Origin of the sequence: Pseudomonas sp. MWU16-30322 (genome assembly GCF_020515535.1) — a bacterium.
Taxonomy (GTDB): Bacteria; Pseudomonadota; Gammaproteobacteria; order Pseudomonadales; family Pseudomonadaceae; genus Aquipseudomonas; species Aquipseudomonas fluorescens_H.
Window position 1 is genome coordinate 263,211 of sequence record NZ_JAIWYL010000002.1, and the last position, 16,122, is coordinate 279,332.

Below are 16,122 nucleotides of genomic sequence, written 5' to 3' on the forward strand. Positions count from 1 at the left end.
AATGTTTGGCATGTCCCACGACACGTTTCTGCTGCTTGATGCAGTGGTCACGGTAATCGGGCTGATTGTCCTGATTACCAAGTTCAAGATTCACCCCTTCATCTCCCTGACCATTGCCGCTGCCTTTCTCGGGCTGACGTCCGGCATGCCGATCGGCACCATCATCAAGGCGTTCCAGGACGGCTTCGGTGGCGTGCTCGGTTTCGTCGGGATCATCCTTGCGCTGGGCACCATGCTCGGCAAAATGATGGCCGAATCCGGTGGTGCCGATCAGATCGCCCAGACCCTGATCCGCGCCTTCGGCAAGGAAAGGGTTCAGTGGGCGATGATGTTCGCCGCGTTCCTGGTGGGTATTCCGCTGTTCTTCGAAATCGGCTTCGTGTTGCTGATTCCGTTGGTGTTCATCGTCGCCCGGCGTACCGGTGTGTCGATCATCAAGATCGGTATCCCGCTGCTCGCTGGCCTGTCTGCGGTACACGGTCTGGTGCCCCCGCACCCGGGCCCGCTGCTGGCGATCGGGGTATTTGGCGCCGACATCGGCAAGACCATTCTCTACGGTCTGATCGTCGCACTGCCGACTGCAATCATTGCCGGTCCGATCTTCGGTACGTTCATTGCCAAGCACATTCCCGGCACGCCGAATCAGGATCTGGTCGATCAACTGGCCCGTGAGAACGACGAGTCGGCCAAGCTGCCAAGCTTCAGTATCACCCTGATCACCGTGCTGCTGCCGGTGTTCCTGATGCTGCTGAAAACCTTCGCTGACGTGGCGCTGCCGGACGGTCACTTCTTCCGCACCTGGATGGACATGATCGGTCACCCGATCTCCGCACTGCTGCTGGCGTTGCTGCTGTCGCTGTACACCTTTGGCCACAAGCAGGGCATCGGTTCGCAGCAGATCCTCAAGTGGCTGGACGCGAGCCTGGCGCCGACCGCCGCGATCATCCTGATCATCGGTGCCGGTGGCGGCTTCAAGCAGATGCTGGTGACCAGCGGCGTGGGCGACGTGATCGGCCACATGGCGGTCAGTGCGCAGATCTCGCCGATCCTGCTGGCGTGGCTGGTGGCGGCGGTGATTCGTATCGCCACCGGTTCGGCCACCGTGGCGACCATCACTGGCGCGGGCATCGTGGTGCCGGTGGTGGGGATGATCCCGGGCGTCAACCGTGAACTGCTGGTGCTGGCCACCGGCGCCGGTTCGCTGATCCTGTCCCATGTGAACGACGCCGGTTTCTGGCTGGTGAAGCAGTACTTCAACATGACCGTGGCCGAAACCTTCAAGACCTGGACCGCGATGGAAACCATCCTGTCGGTGGTTGCGTTGGGCTTTATCCTGCTGTTGTCGCTGTTCGTCTAAGCAGCTTCTTGCAGACACAAAAAAACCGCAGCGATGCGGTTTTTTTGTGCCCGGAGAATTCTTGGTTCACAGAAGACCCATGTGGGAGCGGGCTTGCTCGCGAAGGCGTCGTATCAGTCACCATTGATGTGAGCTGTTCCACCGCATTCGCGAGCAAGCCCGCTCCCACAATTGGATAGGTGTTAGTTGCCGGATTTTGCGACTAACCCATCCGCCCGGAACATCCCGCGAATCCCGCGCACTGCCTGACGAATCCGGTCCTGGTTTTCGATCAGCGCGAAGCGCACGTGATCATCACCATACTCACCAAAACCCACCCCCGGCGAGACGCAGACCTTGGCCTCGGCCAGCAGCTTCTTGGCAAATTCCAGCGAACCGAGGTGCGCATAAGCTTCGGGAATCTTCGCCCAGACATACATCGAAGCCTTCGGGTTCTCGACCATCCAGCCCAGCTCATGCAGGCCTTTGACCAGCACGTTGCGACGCTGGCGATACTGCTCGGCGATGTCGCGCACGCATTGCTGATCGCCTTCCAGCGCGGCAATCGCCGCCACTTGCAGCGGGGTGAAGGTGCCGTAGTCGTGGTAGCTCTTGATCCGCGCCAGCGCGTTGACCAGCTCCGGGTTGCCGACCATGAAGCCGATGCGCCAGCCGGCCATGTTGTAGCTCTTGGACAGGGTGAAAAACTCCACCGCGATGTCCTTGGCGCCGGGTACCTGCATGATCGACGGGGCTTTCCAGCCGTCGTAGACGATGTCGGCGTAGGCCAGGTCGTGCACCACCAGTACGTCGTACTGCTTGGCGAGGGCGATCACCCGTTCGAAGAAATCCAGCTCCACGCACTGCGCGGTGGGGTTGGATGGGAAGCCGAGGATCATCATCTTCGGCTTCGGAATCGAACCACGAATGGCCCGCTCCAGTTCAGCGAAGAAGTCCACGCCGGGCACCAGCGGTACCGAACGCACCTGAGCGCCGGCAATCACTGCGCCGTAGATGTGAATCGGGTAGCTCGGGTTCGGCACCAGTACCGTGTCGCCCTGATCCAGGGTCGCCAGCATCAGGTGCGCCAGGCCTTCCTTGGAACCGATGGTGACAATGGCTTCGCTTTCCGGGTCGATATCGACCGCGTAGCGTTCCTTGTACCAGTTGGAAATCGCCCGACGCAGACGCGGAATGCCCTTGGACGTGGAATAACCGTGGGTGTCTTCGCGCTGTGCAACCTGCACCAGTTTTTCGACGATGTGCGGCGGTGTGGCCCCGTCGGGGTTGCCCATGCTCAAGTCGATGATGTCTTCACCACGACGCCGCGCGGCCATCTTCAGCTCGGCGGTGATGTTGAAAACGTAAGGAGGGAGTCGATCAATGCGCGCAAAGCGGCGCGGCGAACCTTGTTCAGCCATTGTTGCCTCGGATAACGTAAGCGCCCGGAACCGTCCGAGCGACGCTGGTCACTGCGGTGACCTGTGGCGGAAGATAAGGGCAGCGATGGCGGACTGTCCAGCGTGCACGACAATAATTTTTCCAAGGAAATGCTTAATGGAATTCACCAGCGGCTTCTTGCTGAGCCTCTCGCTGTGCCTGGATATCGGCGTGGCCAACATCGCAATGATCACGTTGGCGATGCAGCGCGGTTACTTTCAGGGCTTCGCGCTGGGCCTCGGCACCTGCGTCGGCGACCTGATCTACGCGGTGCTGGCGCTGGCCGGGATGACCGTGCTGTTGCAGTACGAGACCGTGCGCTGGGTGTTGTGGATCGGCGGGTCGGCGCTGCTGATCTACTTTGCGGCGAAGATGATCTATTCGGCGATTCACCACGAGGCGCAGTTGGCAGCGACGGCGGAAGTGGGGCAGAACTCGCATCGCAAGGAGTTCTTTCGCGGGATCTTCCTCGCCATGTCCTCGCCAAGCGCGATTCTGTGGTTCGCCGCGGTTGGCGGCACCTTGATCGCCCGCTCCGGTGGCGGCGGCCCGCTGAGCTCGGCGCTGTTTCTCGGCGGTTTCCTCTGCGCCGGGCTGCTGTGGTCGGCCGGTCTGTGCTTCGCCGCGAGCCACGGTGGCAAGCTGCTGGGTGACAAGCTGTTGCGCTATTCCTACATGGCATCGGCGGCGATCTTCTGCTATTTCGCGGTTTACGTGATCGTATCCGGTTATAACGAGTTCGTTGGCTCCGGGGCCGCCGACCAGCTGCACGCCTTGTAACATTGCGAATCGGGTTTGGCTTCTATACTCAGCAGCCGAACCCCTTCTTTTGTTCCAGGAGTCGAGTCATGGATGAGCAAAAACGCGTCGAAGTGGCTGAACCTCGCTTCGAACATGGACACTTCCTGCTGATCGCAGGATTTCGTGGTCGATTTACCCAGGACACCGCCAAGGACATCCCCGCGCTGTGGGAAAAGTTCTTGCCGCACCTGGGAAAGATACAGGGACAAAAAAACGAAGTGACCTACGGCGTCTGCAGCAATTTCGACGGCAAGGGTGGTTTTGATTACATCGCCGGGGTGGAAATCAGCAAGCTCGATGACCTCGACCAGAAGATCTACCAGTGGGTTGAAGTGCTGCCCCGGCAGTACGCGGTGTTCGAGCACAAGGGCCCGCTCGATCAGTTGCCGCAGACCCTGCAATACATCTACAAGACCTGGCTGCCGACCTCCCACTACGTGGAACTGAATGCCCCGGAGCTGGAACGCTACAGCGCCGATTTCAATCCGCGACTGCACACCGGCAAACTGGAAATCTGCGTGCCGGTCGATACCAAGGTCTGAGCCATAAAACATGAGGCGGATCACTGATCCGCCTCATGTTTTCAACCGCGTTTACCCTTGCCCACCCGTCGCGCCCGCAACAGGTCAATGCCCAAGGTGATAAAGCCGAACGTACTGATGCCCAACACCATCAACAGGCCGATTTCAACGCTGCTCATAAGCGGTTCCCCTCAAGGGTGATCAGAGACACACCGCAGAAATAGCTCGCCGCCCGCACGAAGAAAAGCGCTTATACGCAGGCTTTACGCCCCCCGTGCGGATCGATATGAACACCTTATTCCTTTATGCTTTGCGCACTTTTCTCCGCTGATTTTCGAGCTGCCATGAACACCGTCATCCGCAACGTCACCGCCGCCGACCTGGATCGCTGCTACGCGATCGAAACCGTTGCCTACGAAGGCGATGAAGCCGCCACGCGCGAAAAGATCGCCACGCGCATTGCCACGTGGCCAGAGGGTTTTATCGTGGCTGAGGTGGACGGTGTAGTTGCCGGTTTCATCAACTCGGGCGCGGCGTTCGACGTGCAGATGTCGGACGAGGCGTTCAAGGAACTGATCGGCCATGATCCGAAGGGCCCGAACGTGGTGATCATGTCGGTGGTGGTGCACCCGGACTATCAGGGGCAGGGCCTGGCCAAGCGGCTGATGACCGAGTTCATCGAGCGCATGCGCGGGATGGACAAAGCGACGATTCACCTGATGTGCAAAGAGAAGCACATTCCGCTGTATGCCGGATTTGGCTTTGCCTACATCAAGCCGTCGGAGTCAGACCATGGCGGGATGGCGTGGCACGAGATGATCCTGACCCTATAAGCCAACACCATTCAAAACTGTAGGAGCTGCCGAAGGCTGCGATCTTTTGATCTTGCTGTTAAGAAGATCAAGATCAAAAGATCGCAGCCTGCGGCAGCTCCTACAAGGGGATTACGTACTTTTTTCGGTCGTGGGCAGGCCGTAACATCGTCGTGCATCCCTTGATGATTTTAGAAAAACAGCCCCATGCGCCGCTCGTACCCGATCCGGCCCTTGTACGCTTCGCCGCTGTCGACGAAACCGTATCTGGCGTACAGCGCAATCGCCGCGTCGTTATCGGCGTCCACCGACAGTTCCAGCCCCTTGATCTCCGGCCATGCTTCGCGTGCCACGTCGGCCAGCGCTTGCAGGCAGGCCTTGCCGTAACCCTTGCCTTGCGCGCGGTGATCGACCTGCAAGGCGTGCAGGGTGGCGCTGTGTTCATTGGCCCAGGCCGGCAGCACGGGCGGGCGCTTGAGCAGCAGGAACGCCACCGGCACCTGATCGGCCAGCAGCGCGAAACCCTTTACGCCAGGACCGGGTTTGGACAGCAGCGTGTGCAACGCGCCGTGAATGTCGCCGGAGAATTTGATCTGCTCGGGATGAATTTCAATCGCTTCGACTTGCTGACGCTGCAAGGCGTTCAGGCTGTCGTACGGCACGAGTTGGGCTGACACGGGAATTTCCTTTTTCCTACAAAAGATGAGCCTCGGATTCTAGCGATTTTGTGTTCGGCGGAAATGTTTTGTTTTGTCTGTCGATCTGCTCGATGGCCGAACGACTAAAGGTGTCTTCACCCCAAAAACCACGGAGAACACCATGAGCGCACAGACTGAAATCCAGGCACTGATCAACACTTACCGCGAAGCGGTGATGACCAAGAACGTCGAGAAGGTCATGGCGTTGTATGCCGATGACATTCTCTCCTTCGACGCGATCAAGGCCCTGCAATTCAAGGGCAAAGCGGCCTACCGCGCGCACTGGGAAGCCTGCATGGAGATGTGTTCCGGCCCGCACGTTTTCGAGTTCCACGAGATCGCCATCGAGACTGCCGACAACCTCGCGTTTGCCCATTGGGTAACGCATTGCGGCGGCACCAACGACAAGGGCGAAACCCAGAGCTGCTGGATGCGCGCCACCGCCTGTTATCGGCAAGTGGGCGGGACATGGAAGATTGTCCACGAGCACTGGTCGGCACCGTTCGATCCGATGAGCGGCGCCACGCTGTTCGATGTGCAGCCCTGGTCTTCAGCCATAGTTGATTCGTTCGATTCAGGAGAAAGCCATGAAGTATCTATGCCTGGTCTACAGCGATGAGCGCCTGCTGCACACCTCGCCCGACAGCCCGGAAGACGCCGAATGCTGGGCCTACGCCGAGTCGATTCAGGGCAGCGGGCGGATGGTCGCGGCCGAAGCGCTGGAGTCGGTGCAGACCGCGACCACGGTGCGTATGCGCAACGGCAAGCTGTCGATCACCGATGGCCCGTTCGCTGAAACCAAGGAGCAACTGGCCGGGTTTTACCTGATCGACGCCAAGGATCTGAACGAAGCGATTCAGGTCGCCGGGCATATTCCGGCGGCCCGGGTCGGCAGCGTCGAAGTGCGCCCGGTCCGGCAGTTGAATGTCTGACGTCCGGGCGCGGGTCGAGCAGGTCTATCGCGAAGACTCGCGGCGGATTCTGGCGACGCTGATTCGTCTGCTCGGCGATTTCGACCTCGCCGAAGAAGCCTTGCACGAGGCGTTCTTCGTCGCGGTCGAGCGCTGGCAGCGCGACGGCGTGCCGGACAATCCGCGTACCTGGCTGGTGTCCACCGGGCGCTTCAAGGCCATCGATGTGTTGCGCCGCCGCGCCCGCTTCAAGGCCTCGCAGCCGCTGTTGCTGGCGCAGCTCGAAGAACTGGAGCAGGCCGACTGGAGTGGCGAAGACGTGGAAGACGACCGCCTGCGGCTGATCTTCACCTGCTGTCACCCGGCGCTGGCGGCAGATGCGCAAGTGCCGCTGACCCTGCGTGAAGTCTGCGACCTGACCACCGAGGAAATCGCCCGCGCGTTTCTCTCGGCACCGGCGGCGATTGCCCAGCGCATCGTGCGGGCCAAGGCCAAGATTCGCGACGCCAGAATCCCTTATCAAGTCCCCAGCCTGAGCGAATTGCCCGAGCGCCTCGACAGCGTGCTACGGGTGATTTATCTGGTGTTCAACGAAGGCTATTCGGCGTCGATGGGGGCGGAGGTGACGCGTGAAGAGCTGACCCGCGAGGCGATTCGGCTCGGGCGGTTGCTGATGGAGTTGCTGCCGGAACCGGAGGTCATGGGCTTGCTCGCGCTGATGCTGTTGCACGAATCACGTCGGCCGGCGCGCACTTCGCCCAGTGGTGAACTGGTGCTGCTGGATGACCAGGTTCGTTCGCACTGGGATGCCGGATTGATTGCCGAAGGCTGCGCGCTGGTGGAGCGGGCGCTGACCACCCGACGCTTCGGGCCGTATTGTCTGCAAGCGGCAATAGCGGCGGTGCACGCCGAAGCGCCGTCAGCGGCGGAAACGGATTGGCAGCAGATCGTGGGTCTGTATGACGTGTTGTTGCGGGCGTCGCCGTCGCCGGTGATCGAGTTGAACCGTGCGGTGGCGGTGGCCAAGCGCGATGGGGCGTTGGCGGGGCTGACGCTGATCGAGGGGATCCTGGATCGCGGCGAGTTGCAGGATTACCACCTGGCGCATTCGGCGCGGGCGGAGTTTTGTCGGCAGTTGGGTCGGGTGGAGCAGGCGCGGGCGGCTTATTTGCGCGTCCTGGAACTGACCCGGCAGGAGCCGGAGCGGCGGTTTATCGAGGGGCGGCTTCGCGAACTGGATTGATCCGAGATGTTCATTCGCAGTGCCGGCCCTTTCGCGAGCAAGCCCACTCCCACAGTTGACCGCGTTCCAACTGTGGGAGCGGGCTTGCTCGCGAAGGGGCCAGTGCAGCCGACCTCAAACCATCAGGCCTGCTGCCGGGTCGCAGCCAGCACGATCTCGCGAATGCACACGCCCTGCGGCTGCTCATAGGCATAGGCAATCGCCGTCGCCACATCCTCGGCACTCAATACCGTGCCGCCCATCTCCTGCTTCCACGCCTGATAGCCGGTCTTGATCGCCTCATCGGTGGTGTGGCTGAGCAATTCGGTCTCCACCGCACCCGGTGCAATGGTGGTTACGCGCACGTTGTGCGGCGCCAGTTCTTCGCGCAGGTTTTCCGACAAACCATGCACCGCGAACTTGGTGCCGACATACGCGACGTGATTCGGGAAAGTCTTGCGCCCGGCCACCGAGCTGACATTGATGATCGTGCCGTGCTTGCGTTCGACCATCCCGGCGACGACGGCATGCACGCCGTTGAGCAGACCCTTCACATTGACGTCGAGCATCTGCTCCCACTGCGCCGGATCCTGCTCGCTCATCGCCCCCAGCAGCATCACGCCGGCGTTGTTGATCAGCGCGTCGGCCGGGCCGAATTCTGCTTCTGCTTCGGCGACTGCCGCGAGCAGGGCGGTGCGATCAGTGATGTCGACCTGACGGCTGAGGCTGTTCGGCAGCTCCAGCGCATCCAGGCGTTCGATCCGGCGCGCCAGCAGCAACAACGGATGCCCGGCAGCGCTGAAACGGCGGGCGGCGGCTGCGCCAATGCCCGAACTGGCGCCGGTGATGATGATCAAGGGCTTGCTCATACGTGAACTCCTGAAATAAGAAAATCAAATGACTGAATGCTGGGCGCAGTATATTTAGCGCGTTCTCGGCTGAAAAATGCCTTATTCCTCTGTCTGTCATCGGAATCATCTATGGATATCCGTCACCTCAAAGCCTTTCTCGCGGTGTTTGAAGAACGCAACATCACGGCAGCGGCACAACGCTTGTTCATCAGTCAGCCGACCCTGTCGGTGACCATCAGGCAGCTTGAAGAAGAACTCGGCGCGACGCTGTTCGTGCGTCAACCGCGTGGGGTCGAGGTCAGCGCCGAGGCGCGGTTGCTGTACCCGCAGGCGCGACGCATGGTTGCCGAGTCGGAAGCCTTGAGCCGGATGTTTCGCGGCGGCGAGAACCGCGCGCCGCTGACGCTCGGCATCGAAGGCGACATCGCCGCCAGCCACATCGAAGCCTTCGTGCGCATGGCCCATCAGGCCTTGCCGAATCTGCTGCTGACGCTGGAGGAGGGTTGTCACGGTGACGGGCGGCTGGCGGTGGAGGAGATGTGCTGCGAGGACGAACTGTTTCTGCCGCTGTGGGAAGAACCCTATGTGATGGCGCTGCCGCTGGAGCATCCGATGGCGGTGGCGCAGGCCGGATGGGCGCCGATTGAAGACTGGATCACCTGCCCGCAGCATCCGTCGCATCAGCGCTTGATGGCGTTGTACGGGCGCTCGCCAGAGGCAGTGGCGGGGCATGCCGGCTCGTTGCAGCAGGCGCTGCACATGGTCGCGGCGGGTGTCGGCGTGGCGATGTTGCCGCAGTCGCTCGTCAGCGGGCATGCGCGGGTGGTGGTACGTGCGCTGCACTTGCCGGCGCCGACTCGCCGGGTCGGCTTGTGCTACGCGGCGCAGGCGCTGGAGTTGCCGGCGATGCGTGGGTTGCAGGCGTATTTTCAGGAGAACCGGCCGGTGGAAATTGCAGCGGCCTGATCGATCGCTTTCGCGAGCAGGCTCGCTCCCACATTGGATCTGTGGTGTTCACAAAATCCTTGTGGGAGCGAGCCTGCTCGCGAAGGGGCGCACCACCTATTCCAGCATCTTGCTCAGCAACCAACTTCCCGCCGGCCCCGGCGGATACAGCCGCGACCACAATGCATCGACATACACCGGCCGCGGCCAGCCACGCACCGTCAACTCCACCAGCGTGTCGTTGCCGAAGCGCGCCACCAGCCAGCGCGGCAACGCCGCCCAGCCGAAACCCATTTCCGCCATTTCCATCAGCATCAGGTAACTCGGCGCCGACCATACCCGGCCCTTCGCCCGGCTGTCATAGGGATTGACGATGGTCGCCAGGCGCAACTCGCGATGCTGCTCCAGCACTTGCTGGTCGACACGCTCGATGCCGGTCAGCACATGATCACGTTTGACGAACAGCGCCAGGTCCGTGCGCTCGGCGACGGTCGAGGTCACCAGATCCGGCGGATAGGTGTCCTGCATTTCGGCAAACGCCAGGTGCGCGCGGCCACGCTGGACCAACTCGATCAGGTCGTCGCACTCGGCGATCAGGCATTCCAGTTCCAGGTCCGGATAGCGCTGTTCGAAGCCGACCAGCGCCGCCTCGAAACGCGCCGATTGATAGGTGTCGGAAATCGCCACGGTCAGCTTCGGTTCGACGCCTTCGGCCAGTTGGCGGGCGGTCATTTGCAGACGACTGGTGGCCGCCAGAATCGCCTCGGCCCGTTGCAGCATCACATGGCCAGCCGGGGTCAGGGTCGGTTTGCGGCTGCTGCGGTCGAACAGCACCAGATCCAGATCGATCTCCAGGCTCGCCACTGCCGCACTGATGGTCGACTGACTGCGTCCCAGTTTGCGCGCCGCCGCCGAAAACGAACCTTGAGTGGCGGCTCGGACAAACGCCAGCAGCACTTCTTGCGAAGCCATGAACTATCGCCTTGATCGATGGTTATTGGTTATGAAGTATCGGTGTGATAGCCGATCATGGCAACTCTCTTCACTCAAGGAGTCAGGCCATGACGGCTAACAAATCCATTGTTGAACGTATCTTTCAGGCCATCGGTTTCGAGTTTCTGGCGATCCTGATCTGTACGCCGTTGCTGGCGTGGATCATGGACAAGCCGCTGTTGGACATGGGCGCCGTAACCGTGCTGATTGCTCTGCTGGCGCTGGCGTGGAACGTGCTGTTCAACGGTTTTTTCGACCGCATGCTCAAGCGCCTGAACGTCGCGCACAACGCCTGGACGCGGGTGGTCCACGCGCTGTTGTTTGAAGGCGGGTTGATCGTGATGGGCGTGCCGCTGATTGCCTGGTGGCTGTCGGTCAGCCTGTGGCAGGCGTTCTTGCTGGACATTGGCGTGCTGCTGTTTTTCCTGCCGTACACCTATGTGTATCACTGGGGGTATGACGTGGTGCGCGAGCGGTTATTGATGGCCCGTGCTGCTTAAGTCTGAAACACAACCTGTGGCGAGGGAGCTTGCTCCCGCTCGGCTGCGCAGCAGTCGTAAACCCGATAAACGCGGTCTGTCTGTCAGACCGCATTGGCCGGTTTTGGGGGGCGCTTCGCACCCCAGCGGGAGCAAGCTCCCTCGCCACAATGTTTGGGTTCAGAGGAACATCCCGCCCGATGCCTCGACCCGCTGCCCGTTGATCCACTGCGCGCCCGGCGCCAGCAACATCGACAACGCACCACCAATGTCATCTGGCTGCCCGGCGCGACCCAGTGCGGTGTTGCTCGCGACCATCGCGTTCAACGCCGCGTTGTCGCGCACCGCGCCGCCACCAAAATCGGTCTCGATGGCGCCCGGCGCCAGAATGTTCACGCCGATCTGCCGCGCGCCCAGCTCCTTGGCCTGATAGCGGGTCAGCACTTCCATCGCGCCTTTCATCGCCGCGTAGGCGGCATAACCCGGCAGGCTGAAGCGGGTCAGGCCGCTGGAGATGTTGATGATCCGGCCGCCGTCATTGATCAGCGGCAACAGTTGCTGGGTCAGGAAGAACGGCCCTTTGAGCTGGATGTTCATCAGCAGGTCGAACTGTTCCGGGGTGGTCTCGGCGAACAGCGCGTGGACACCGATCCCGGCGTTGTTGATCAGGAAGTCGAAGCGCGGACGCTCCAGTTGCTGCAGCGCTTGCGCAACCCGCGAGGCGAAATCGGCAAAGGTTTCGCTGCGGCCAACGTCCAGTTGCAGCATCACGGCTTTGGCGCCGCGTTGTTCCAGTTCTGCGACCAGTGCCTGGGCTTCATCGGCGCGGCTGTTGTAGGTGCCGATGATGTCCACGCCCTGCGCGGCGAGGTGCAGTGCGGCGTTCTTGCCCAGGCCTCGGCTGGCGCCGGTGATCAATGCGATTTTGCGGCTCATGTGAAATCCTCGATTGCGGTGAGTGGTGATGAGCAAAGTTTATTTATCCGGCATTGGGTGATAAACAGACTGAAACCGGAATCACTGATCGACTCCGCCGAACAATCAACGGGTGTCCTGATGAACAAACTGGAACTGCTGCGCACCTTCGTCCGGGTCAGCGAACTGTCGAGTTTCACCTTGGCCGGCGAGAGTCTCGGGCTGCCGCGCTCGACGGTGTCGGAGCATGTGCAGGCGCTGGAAACCCTGCTCGGCACACGCTTGCTGCAACGCACCACGCGCAAAGTGCAGGCGACTCAGGACGGCCTGGTGCTGTACGAACGCAGCAAGGATCTGCTGTCGCACATGGACGAGATCGAAGGTCTGTTTCGTCAGGATCCGGCGTCGCTGAGCGGGCGGATTCGTGTCGATATGCCGAACATCCTCGCGCGTCGCTTGATCATGCCGCTGCTGCCTGAGTTGATGGCGCGCCACCCGAATCTGGAATTGGAAATCAGCAGTACCGACCGTCGCGTCGATCTGCTCAGCGAGGGTTTCGATTGCGTGGTGCGCATCGGCGCGCAGCCGGATCAATCGGTGGTGGCGCGGCATCTGGGCGACTTTCCGATGATCAACTGCGCCAGCCCCGCTTACCTCGAACGCTATGGCGTACCGCAGACCCTGGAGGATCTGGCGCAGCATCGGCTGGTGCATTACGTCGGCGTGCTCGGGTCGCGTTCCGAAGGCTTTGTGTATGAACAGGACGGTCAGGTGCGGCGCCTGCCGATGGCTGGCAGTGTTACGGTCAACAGCACCGATGCCTATGAGTCGGCGTGCCTCGGCGGTTTCGGCCTGATCCAGGTGCCGCGCACCGGCATGCAGCCGCATCTGGACAATGGTGAACTGCTGACTGTACTGCCGCAGTTCATGGCGCCGGCGATGGGCATTTCTATCCTGTATGCGCGGCAACGGCACTTGCCGCTGCGGGTGCGGGTGTTCATGGATTGGTTGGGGGAGGTGATTCGTTCGACGCTCTAATGCCTGACACAAATCAAACTGTGGGAGTGGGCTTGCTCACGAAGAGGCCGGCCCATTCAGCATCGATGTTGCCTGACCTGACGCCTTCGCGAGCAAGCCCGCTCCCACAGGGATCTAAGTCGATCAGAAAATCTGGGTGAACAGCCAGTACAGGCTGCCCGACAGCAGAATCGCCGCCGGCAAGGTCAGCACCCACGCCATCAGCAGGTTGCGGATGGTCTTCATCTGCAGCCCGCCGCCATTGGCAACCATGGTCCCGGCCACACCCGATGACAACACGTGGGTGGTCGACACCGGCAAACCGAACATGTCCGCCGCGCCGATGGTCAGCATCGCCACGGTTTCCGCCGAGGCGCCTTGGGCATAAGTCAGGTGGGTCTTGCCGATCTTCTCGCCGACTGTCACCACAATGCGTTTCCAGCCGACCATGGTGCCGAGGCCCAGGGCGATGGCCACGGCGATCTTCACCCACAACGGAATGAAGCGCGTGGCGTTGTCGATCTGCTGCTTGAACAGCTGCAGTTTGTCAGTGGTGTCGGCGTCGAAGTTGCCGACTTTATTCTTGTCCATCAGGCGAATGCTTTCGCTGGCCAGGTACATGTCATTACGCACGTTGCCCATGGCTTCGGCCGGGACTTTCGACAGCGAACCATAGCCTTTGACCTCTTCGCCAATGTGCCCGGTGAGGGCGGCGAGGGCGGGGATCAGTTGCGGGGTGGCTTGCTTGCTGCGCACGTAATCGGACAGCACCGGGCGCGGATCCACCGGGGCTGGCAGCGGGGTGTTTTTCACCAGCGCTTGCTGGGTGACTTCGGCGACGGCAGCGAACTGCAACGCCTGATCGGCTGGCATGGTGCGGTTCAAGGCGTAGGCCATTGGCAAGGTGCCGACCAGAATCAGCATGATCAGGCCCATGCCTTTCTGCCCGTCGTTGGAGCCGTGGGCGAACGACACGCCGGTGCAGGTGGCGATCAGCAAACCGCGAATCCACCACGGTGGCGGGTTGTTGCCTTCCGGTGCCTTGTACAGCGCGCGATTCTTGATGAAGGCGCGCATGGCCAGCAGCAACAGCGCCGCGCAGCCGAAGCCCACCAGTGGCGACAGCAGCAGGGCGTAACCGATCTTGGTCGCCTGCGCCCAGTCCACGCCACTGGTGCCATCGCGTCCGTGCATCAAGGCATTGGCGACGCCGACGCCGATGATCGAGCCGATCAGTGTGTGGGAAGAGGAGGCCGGCAGGCCCAGCCACCAGGTGCCGAGGTTCCACAGGATCGCCGCGATCAACAGGGCGAAGATCATCGCGAAACCGGCGGACGAACCGACCTGCAGAATCAGCTCCACCGGCAGCAGGGCGATGATGCCGAACGCCACGGCGCCGCTGGACAACAGCACCCCGAGGAAATTGAAGAATCCCGACCAGACCACCGCCACATTCGGCGGCAGCGAGTGGGTGTAAATCACTGTCGCGACCGCGTTGGCGGTGTCGTGGAAACCGTTGACGAACTCAAAGCCCAGCGCAATCAGCAGCGCCACGCCGAGCAGCAGAAACGGGGTCCAGGTGGTGACGGTGGTACCCAGCTCATGCATGTCGTGCATCAGGCTGTAAGCGGTGAACAGCATCCCCATCGCGAGCACCGCGAAAAAGATCACGTAGGTGAACGGGCCGGTTTTCTTGTCGAGGGCTGGCCTGCCGCTGGGGGCAGACGCCTGGCGGGCGGTCAGGGAGGGAGTAGCCATGAGCGGACAATCCTGAGCGAGGGAAGGAATGTCGGTCATGATCGTTGCTAAATATTACAGAGAGACTGCGGCAGGTCAGTGTTTGCTTTATTAGCCCTACCGCTGATCTAAAGAAGAATGAAGGTCCAGTGTGGGAGGGGGCTTTGGATGAAATATTCGGGCTGGTCGCTATCCAGGGTGGGAGTGGGCTTGCTCACGAAGAGGCCGGCAGATCCGACATCAATTTGGCTGACCTGACGCCTTCGGGAGCAAGCCCCCTCCCACAGGGATCTGTGCTGAACATCAGGTTAGGGGGTCAGTAATCCCCACGTTTGCGAAACGCCCAACGCCCGGCAATCGCGGTAAACGTCACCACCAGCGCCACCAGAATCCAGAACCCCTCCGGATCACCCGCCAGCGGCACGCCCCCCACGTTCATGCCGAAGAAACCGGCGATGATGTTGATCGGCAGCGCCAGCACCGTGACCACGGTCAGGGTGAACAGGGTGCGGTTGCTCTGTTCGTTGAGGTTGGCGGCGATTTCTTCCTGGAGCAGTTTGATCCGCTCGCCGAGGGCGGTGAGGTCGTTGATGATCAGCGCGAACTCCTCGGTGGACTTTCGCAGTTCCTTGACGTCCTCCTTCTGCAGCCACGGCGGCGGACGGTTGAGCAGGCGCAGCAGCGAACCCGGCTCCAGCGCCAACAGGCGTTGCAGGCGTACCAGCACCCGGCGGTTGGCGCCGAGTTCGGCGCGGTTGGTCGACAGGCGTGAGGAGAGCAATTCGTCCTCGACCTGATCGACGCTCATGCTGGTCTTGCGCACGATCTGCGTCAGCACTTCGCCCTGATCGCGCAGCAAGTGCACCAGCAGTTCCGACGGCGAGCGAAAGCATTCGCCGGCCTTCACCGACGAACGCAATTTGTCCACCGAGTGCAGCGGTTGCAGGCGTGCGCTGACGATCAGTTTGCTGCGCACGCAAACCCACAGCGTCGACACGTCCGAGGAAACCATGCTGCTGAGGTTGAACACCACGTCGTTGACCACTGCCAATAACGCCGAGTCAACGTGCTCGATACGCGTCGAACGCGAACCTTCGTGCAGCGCCTCGAAAAATTCTTCGGGCAATTGCAGATGACTTTTCATCCAGCGTTCGCACGCCGCGTGCGCCAGGTTCAGGTGCAGCCAGAGGAATTCATCACTGTCGCTGTCGTCTTGCAGACAACGCAGGGCAGTTGCCGAATCAACTTCGCGGCCACGTTCACCGGGACGAAAACGGAAGCCGTAAAGCAAACCGAACAAATCAGGATCGCGATGACTGATATCGAGGCTGTGATTCATGGAGGCTCGCTGCGAGGAGGGGTGTCGGTCGCGGAATGGCAGGTTCACTGAGCCGCATCATCGCAATCACACATGACACTTGTGTGACTGCAAAATGACAGTGAT

16 protein-coding genes and 1 pseudogene are annotated in these 16,122 nt (G+C 61.3%); 10 read left to right on the forward strand and 7 right to left on the reverse strand.

Annotated features, from left to right (window positions below; translation table 11 throughout):
• Position 1: 1 nt before the first annotated feature.
• Positions 2 to 1,357: a GntP family permease gene (locus tag LCH64_RS04095; protein WP_201136783.1), complete on the forward strand. Its 1,356-nt coding sequence runs from the start codon at positions 2 to 4 to the stop codon at positions 1,355 to 1,357.
• 182 nt (positions 1,358 to 1,539) lie between these two features.
• On the opposite strand, the gene alaC is transcribed toward LCH64_RS04095, so the two are convergent.
• Positions 1,540 to 2,757, reverse strand: coding sequence for an alanine transaminase (gene alaC / locus LCH64_RS04100; RefSeq protein ID WP_226499567.1), 1,218 nt, complete (start codon positions 2,755 to 2,757; stop codon positions 1,540 to 1,542).
• A gap of 136 nt (positions 2,758 to 2,893) precedes the next feature.
• Here alaC and LCH64_RS04105 point away from each other — a divergent pair, with 136 nt between their 5' ends.
• The 3 genes from LCH64_RS04105 to LCH64_RS04115 all read left to right on the forward strand — a co-directional run bounded on the left by LCH64_RS04105 (position 2,894) and on the right by LCH64_RS04115 (position 4,931).
• Complete coding sequence (locus LCH64_RS04105) at positions 2,894 to 3,556, forward strand: LysE family transporter (protein WP_201136784.1); 663 nt, start codon at positions 2,894 to 2,896, stop codon at positions 3,554 to 3,556.
• A 68-nt stretch (positions 3,557 to 3,624) separates the two neighbouring features.
• Positions 3,625 to 4,119 carry a GyrI-like domain-containing protein gene (locus tag LCH64_RS04110; protein ID WP_226499568.1) on the forward strand — a complete coding sequence of 165 codons (495 nt, stop codon included), beginning with the start codon at positions 3,625 to 3,627 and terminating at the stop codon, positions 4,117 to 4,119.
• Between the two features lie 323 nt (positions 4,120 to 4,442).
• Positions 4,443 to 4,931 (forward strand): N-acetyltransferase, encoded by a 489-nt coding sequence (locus tag LCH64_RS04115; RefSeq protein ID WP_226499569.1) that lies wholly within the window; start codon positions 4,443 to 4,445, stop codon positions 4,929 to 4,931.
• A gap of 170 nt (positions 4,932 to 5,101) precedes the next feature.
• Here LCH64_RS04115 and LCH64_RS04120 read toward each other — a convergent pair whose 3' ends face one another.
• Positions 5,102 to 5,587 (reverse strand): GNAT family N-acetyltransferase, encoded by a 486-nt coding sequence (locus LCH64_RS04120; RefSeq protein ID WP_103486042.1) that lies wholly within the window; start codon positions 5,585 to 5,587, stop codon positions 5,102 to 5,104.
• A 142-nt stretch (positions 5,588 to 5,729) separates the two neighbouring features.
• Between LCH64_RS04120 and LCH64_RS04125 the strand changes: the two are divergent.
• The 3 genes and pseudogenes from LCH64_RS04125 to LCH64_RS04135 form a co-directional block, all read left to right on the forward strand.
• Positions 5,730 to 6,152: pseudogene (locus LCH64_RS04125) on the forward strand (nuclear transport factor 2 family protein); the annotation flags it as partial.
• 43 nt (positions 6,153 to 6,195) lie between these two features.
• Positions 6,196 to 6,540, forward strand: coding sequence for a YciI family protein (locus LCH64_RS04130; protein WP_003227360.1), 345 nt, complete (start codon positions 6,196 to 6,198; stop codon positions 6,538 to 6,540).
• Positions 6,533 to 7,762, forward strand: a complete 1,230-nt coding sequence (locus tag LCH64_RS04135; RefSeq protein WP_226499570.1) for an RNA polymerase sigma factor — start codon at positions 6,533 to 6,535, stop codon at positions 7,760 to 7,762. The genes LCH64_RS04130 and LCH64_RS04135 overlap by 8 nt, the downstream gene beginning before the upstream one ends.
• Positions 7,763 to 7,884: 122 nt before the next feature.
• Here the strand turns inward: LCH64_RS04135 and LCH64_RS04140 are convergent, their stop codons facing one another.
• The gene (locus tag LCH64_RS04140) at positions 7,885 to 8,610 is read right to left on the reverse strand and encodes an SDR family oxidoreductase (RefSeq protein WP_226499571.1); all 726 of its coding nucleotides are present in this window, start codon (positions 8,608 to 8,610) and stop codon (positions 7,885 to 7,887) included.
• A gap of 111 nt (positions 8,611 to 8,721) precedes the next feature.
• On the opposite strand from LCH64_RS04140, the gene LCH64_RS04145 reads away from it, so the two are divergent.
• Positions 8,722 to 9,558, forward strand: a complete 837-nt coding sequence (locus LCH64_RS04145; RefSeq protein ID WP_226499572.1) for a LysR family transcriptional regulator — start codon at positions 8,722 to 8,724, stop codon at positions 9,556 to 9,558.
• Positions 9,559 to 9,654: 96 nt separating this feature from the next.
• On the opposite strand, the gene LCH64_RS04150 is transcribed toward LCH64_RS04145, so the two are convergent.
• On the reverse strand, positions 9,655 to 10,509 hold the full coding sequence (locus tag LCH64_RS04150; protein ID WP_226499573.1) for a LysR family transcriptional regulator: 855 nt from the start codon (positions 10,507 to 10,509) through the stop codon (positions 9,655 to 9,657).
• A gap of 89 nt (positions 10,510 to 10,598) precedes the next feature.
• Here LCH64_RS04150 and LCH64_RS04155 point away from each other — a divergent pair, with 89 nt between their 5' ends.
• Positions 10,599 to 11,030, forward strand: coding sequence for a multidrug/biocide efflux PACE transporter (locus LCH64_RS04155; protein WP_201136792.1), 432 nt, complete (start codon positions 10,599 to 10,601; stop codon positions 11,028 to 11,030).
• Positions 11,031 to 11,189: 159 nt separating this feature from the next.
• Here LCH64_RS04155 and LCH64_RS04160 read toward each other — a convergent pair whose 3' ends face one another.
• Complete coding sequence (locus tag LCH64_RS04160; RefSeq protein ID WP_201136793.1) at positions 11,190 to 11,945, reverse strand: SDR family oxidoreductase; 756 nt, start codon at positions 11,943 to 11,945, stop codon at positions 11,190 to 11,192.
• Positions 11,946 to 12,065: 120 nt separating this feature from the next.
• On the opposite strand from LCH64_RS04160, the gene LCH64_RS04165 reads away from it, so the two are divergent.
• Positions 12,066 to 12,962, forward strand: a complete 897-nt coding sequence (locus LCH64_RS04165) for a LysR family transcriptional regulator (protein WP_226499574.1) — start codon at positions 12,066 to 12,068, stop codon at positions 12,960 to 12,962.
• Positions 12,963 to 13,085: 123 nt separating this feature from the next.
• Here LCH64_RS04165 and LCH64_RS04170 read toward each other — a convergent pair whose 3' ends face one another.
• Both LCH64_RS04170 and LCH64_RS04175 read right to left on the reverse strand, forming a co-directional pair.
• Positions 13,086 to 14,699 (reverse strand): inorganic phosphate transporter, encoded by a 1,614-nt coding sequence (locus LCH64_RS04170; protein ID WP_003227350.1) that lies wholly within the window; start codon positions 14,697 to 14,699, stop codon positions 13,086 to 13,088.
• Positions 14,700 to 14,994: 295 nt separating this feature from the next.
• The gene (locus tag LCH64_RS04175) at positions 14,995 to 16,017 is read right to left on the reverse strand and encodes a transporter (protein ID WP_103486050.1); all 1,023 of its coding nucleotides are present in this window, start codon (positions 16,015 to 16,017) and stop codon (positions 14,995 to 14,997) included.
• Positions 16,018 to 16,122: the final 105 nt, after the last annotated feature.

Coding starts and splice junctions, on each gene's coding strand:
- LCH64_RS04130 (WP_003227360.1), top strand. CDS start 6,196: ATGAAGTATCTATGCCTGGTCTACAGCGATGAGCGCCTGCTGCACACC.
- LCH64_RS04140 (WP_226499571.1), bottom strand. CDS start 8,610: ATGAGCAAGCCCTTGATCATCATCACCGGCGCCAGTTCGGGCATTGGC.
- LCH64_RS04115 (WP_226499569.1), top strand. CDS start 4,443: ATGAACACCGTCATCCGCAACGTCACCGCCGCCGACCTGGATCGCTGC.
- LCH64_RS04170 (WP_003227350.1), bottom strand. CDS start 14,699: ATGGCTACTCCCTCCCTGACCGCCCGCCAGGCGTCTGCCCCCAGCGGC.
- LCH64_RS04105 (WP_201136784.1), top strand. CDS start 2,894: ATGGAATTCACCAGCGGCTTCTTGCTGAGCCTCTCGCTGTGCCTGGAT.
- LCH64_RS04150 (WP_226499573.1), bottom strand. CDS start 10,509: ATGGCTTCGCAAGAAGTGCTGCTGGCGTTTGTCCGAGCCGCCACTCAA.
- LCH64_RS04175 (WP_103486050.1), bottom strand. CDS start 16,017: ATGAATCACAGCCTCGATATCAGTCATCGCGATCCTGATTTGTTCGGT.
- LCH64_RS04095 (WP_201136783.1), top strand. CDS start 2: ATGTTTGGCATGTCCCACGACACGTTTCTGCTGCTTGATGCAGTGGTC.
- LCH64_RS04160 (WP_201136793.1), bottom strand. CDS start 11,945: ATGAGCCGCAAAATCGCATTGATCACCGGCGCCAGCCGAGGCCTGGGC.
- LCH64_RS04110 (WP_226499568.1), top strand. CDS start 3,625: ATGGATGAGCAAAAACGCGTCGAAGTGGCTGAACCTCGCTTCGAACAT.
- LCH64_RS04155 (WP_201136792.1), top strand. CDS start 10,599: ATGACGGCTAACAAATCCATTGTTGAACGTATCTTTCAGGCCATCGGT.
- LCH64_RS04165 (WP_226499574.1), top strand. CDS start 12,066: ATGAACAAACTGGAACTGCTGCGCACCTTCGTCCGGGTCAGCGAACTG.
- LCH64_RS04135 (WP_226499570.1), top strand. CDS start 6,533: ATGTCTGACGTCCGGGCGCGGGTCGAGCAGGTCTATCGCGAAGACTCG.
- alaC (WP_226499567.1), bottom strand. CDS start 2,757: ATGGCTGAACAAGGTTCGCCGCGCCGCTTTGCGCGCATTGATCGACTC.
- LCH64_RS04145 (WP_226499572.1), top strand. CDS start 8,722: ATGGATATCCGTCACCTCAAAGCCTTTCTCGCGGTGTTTGAAGAACGC.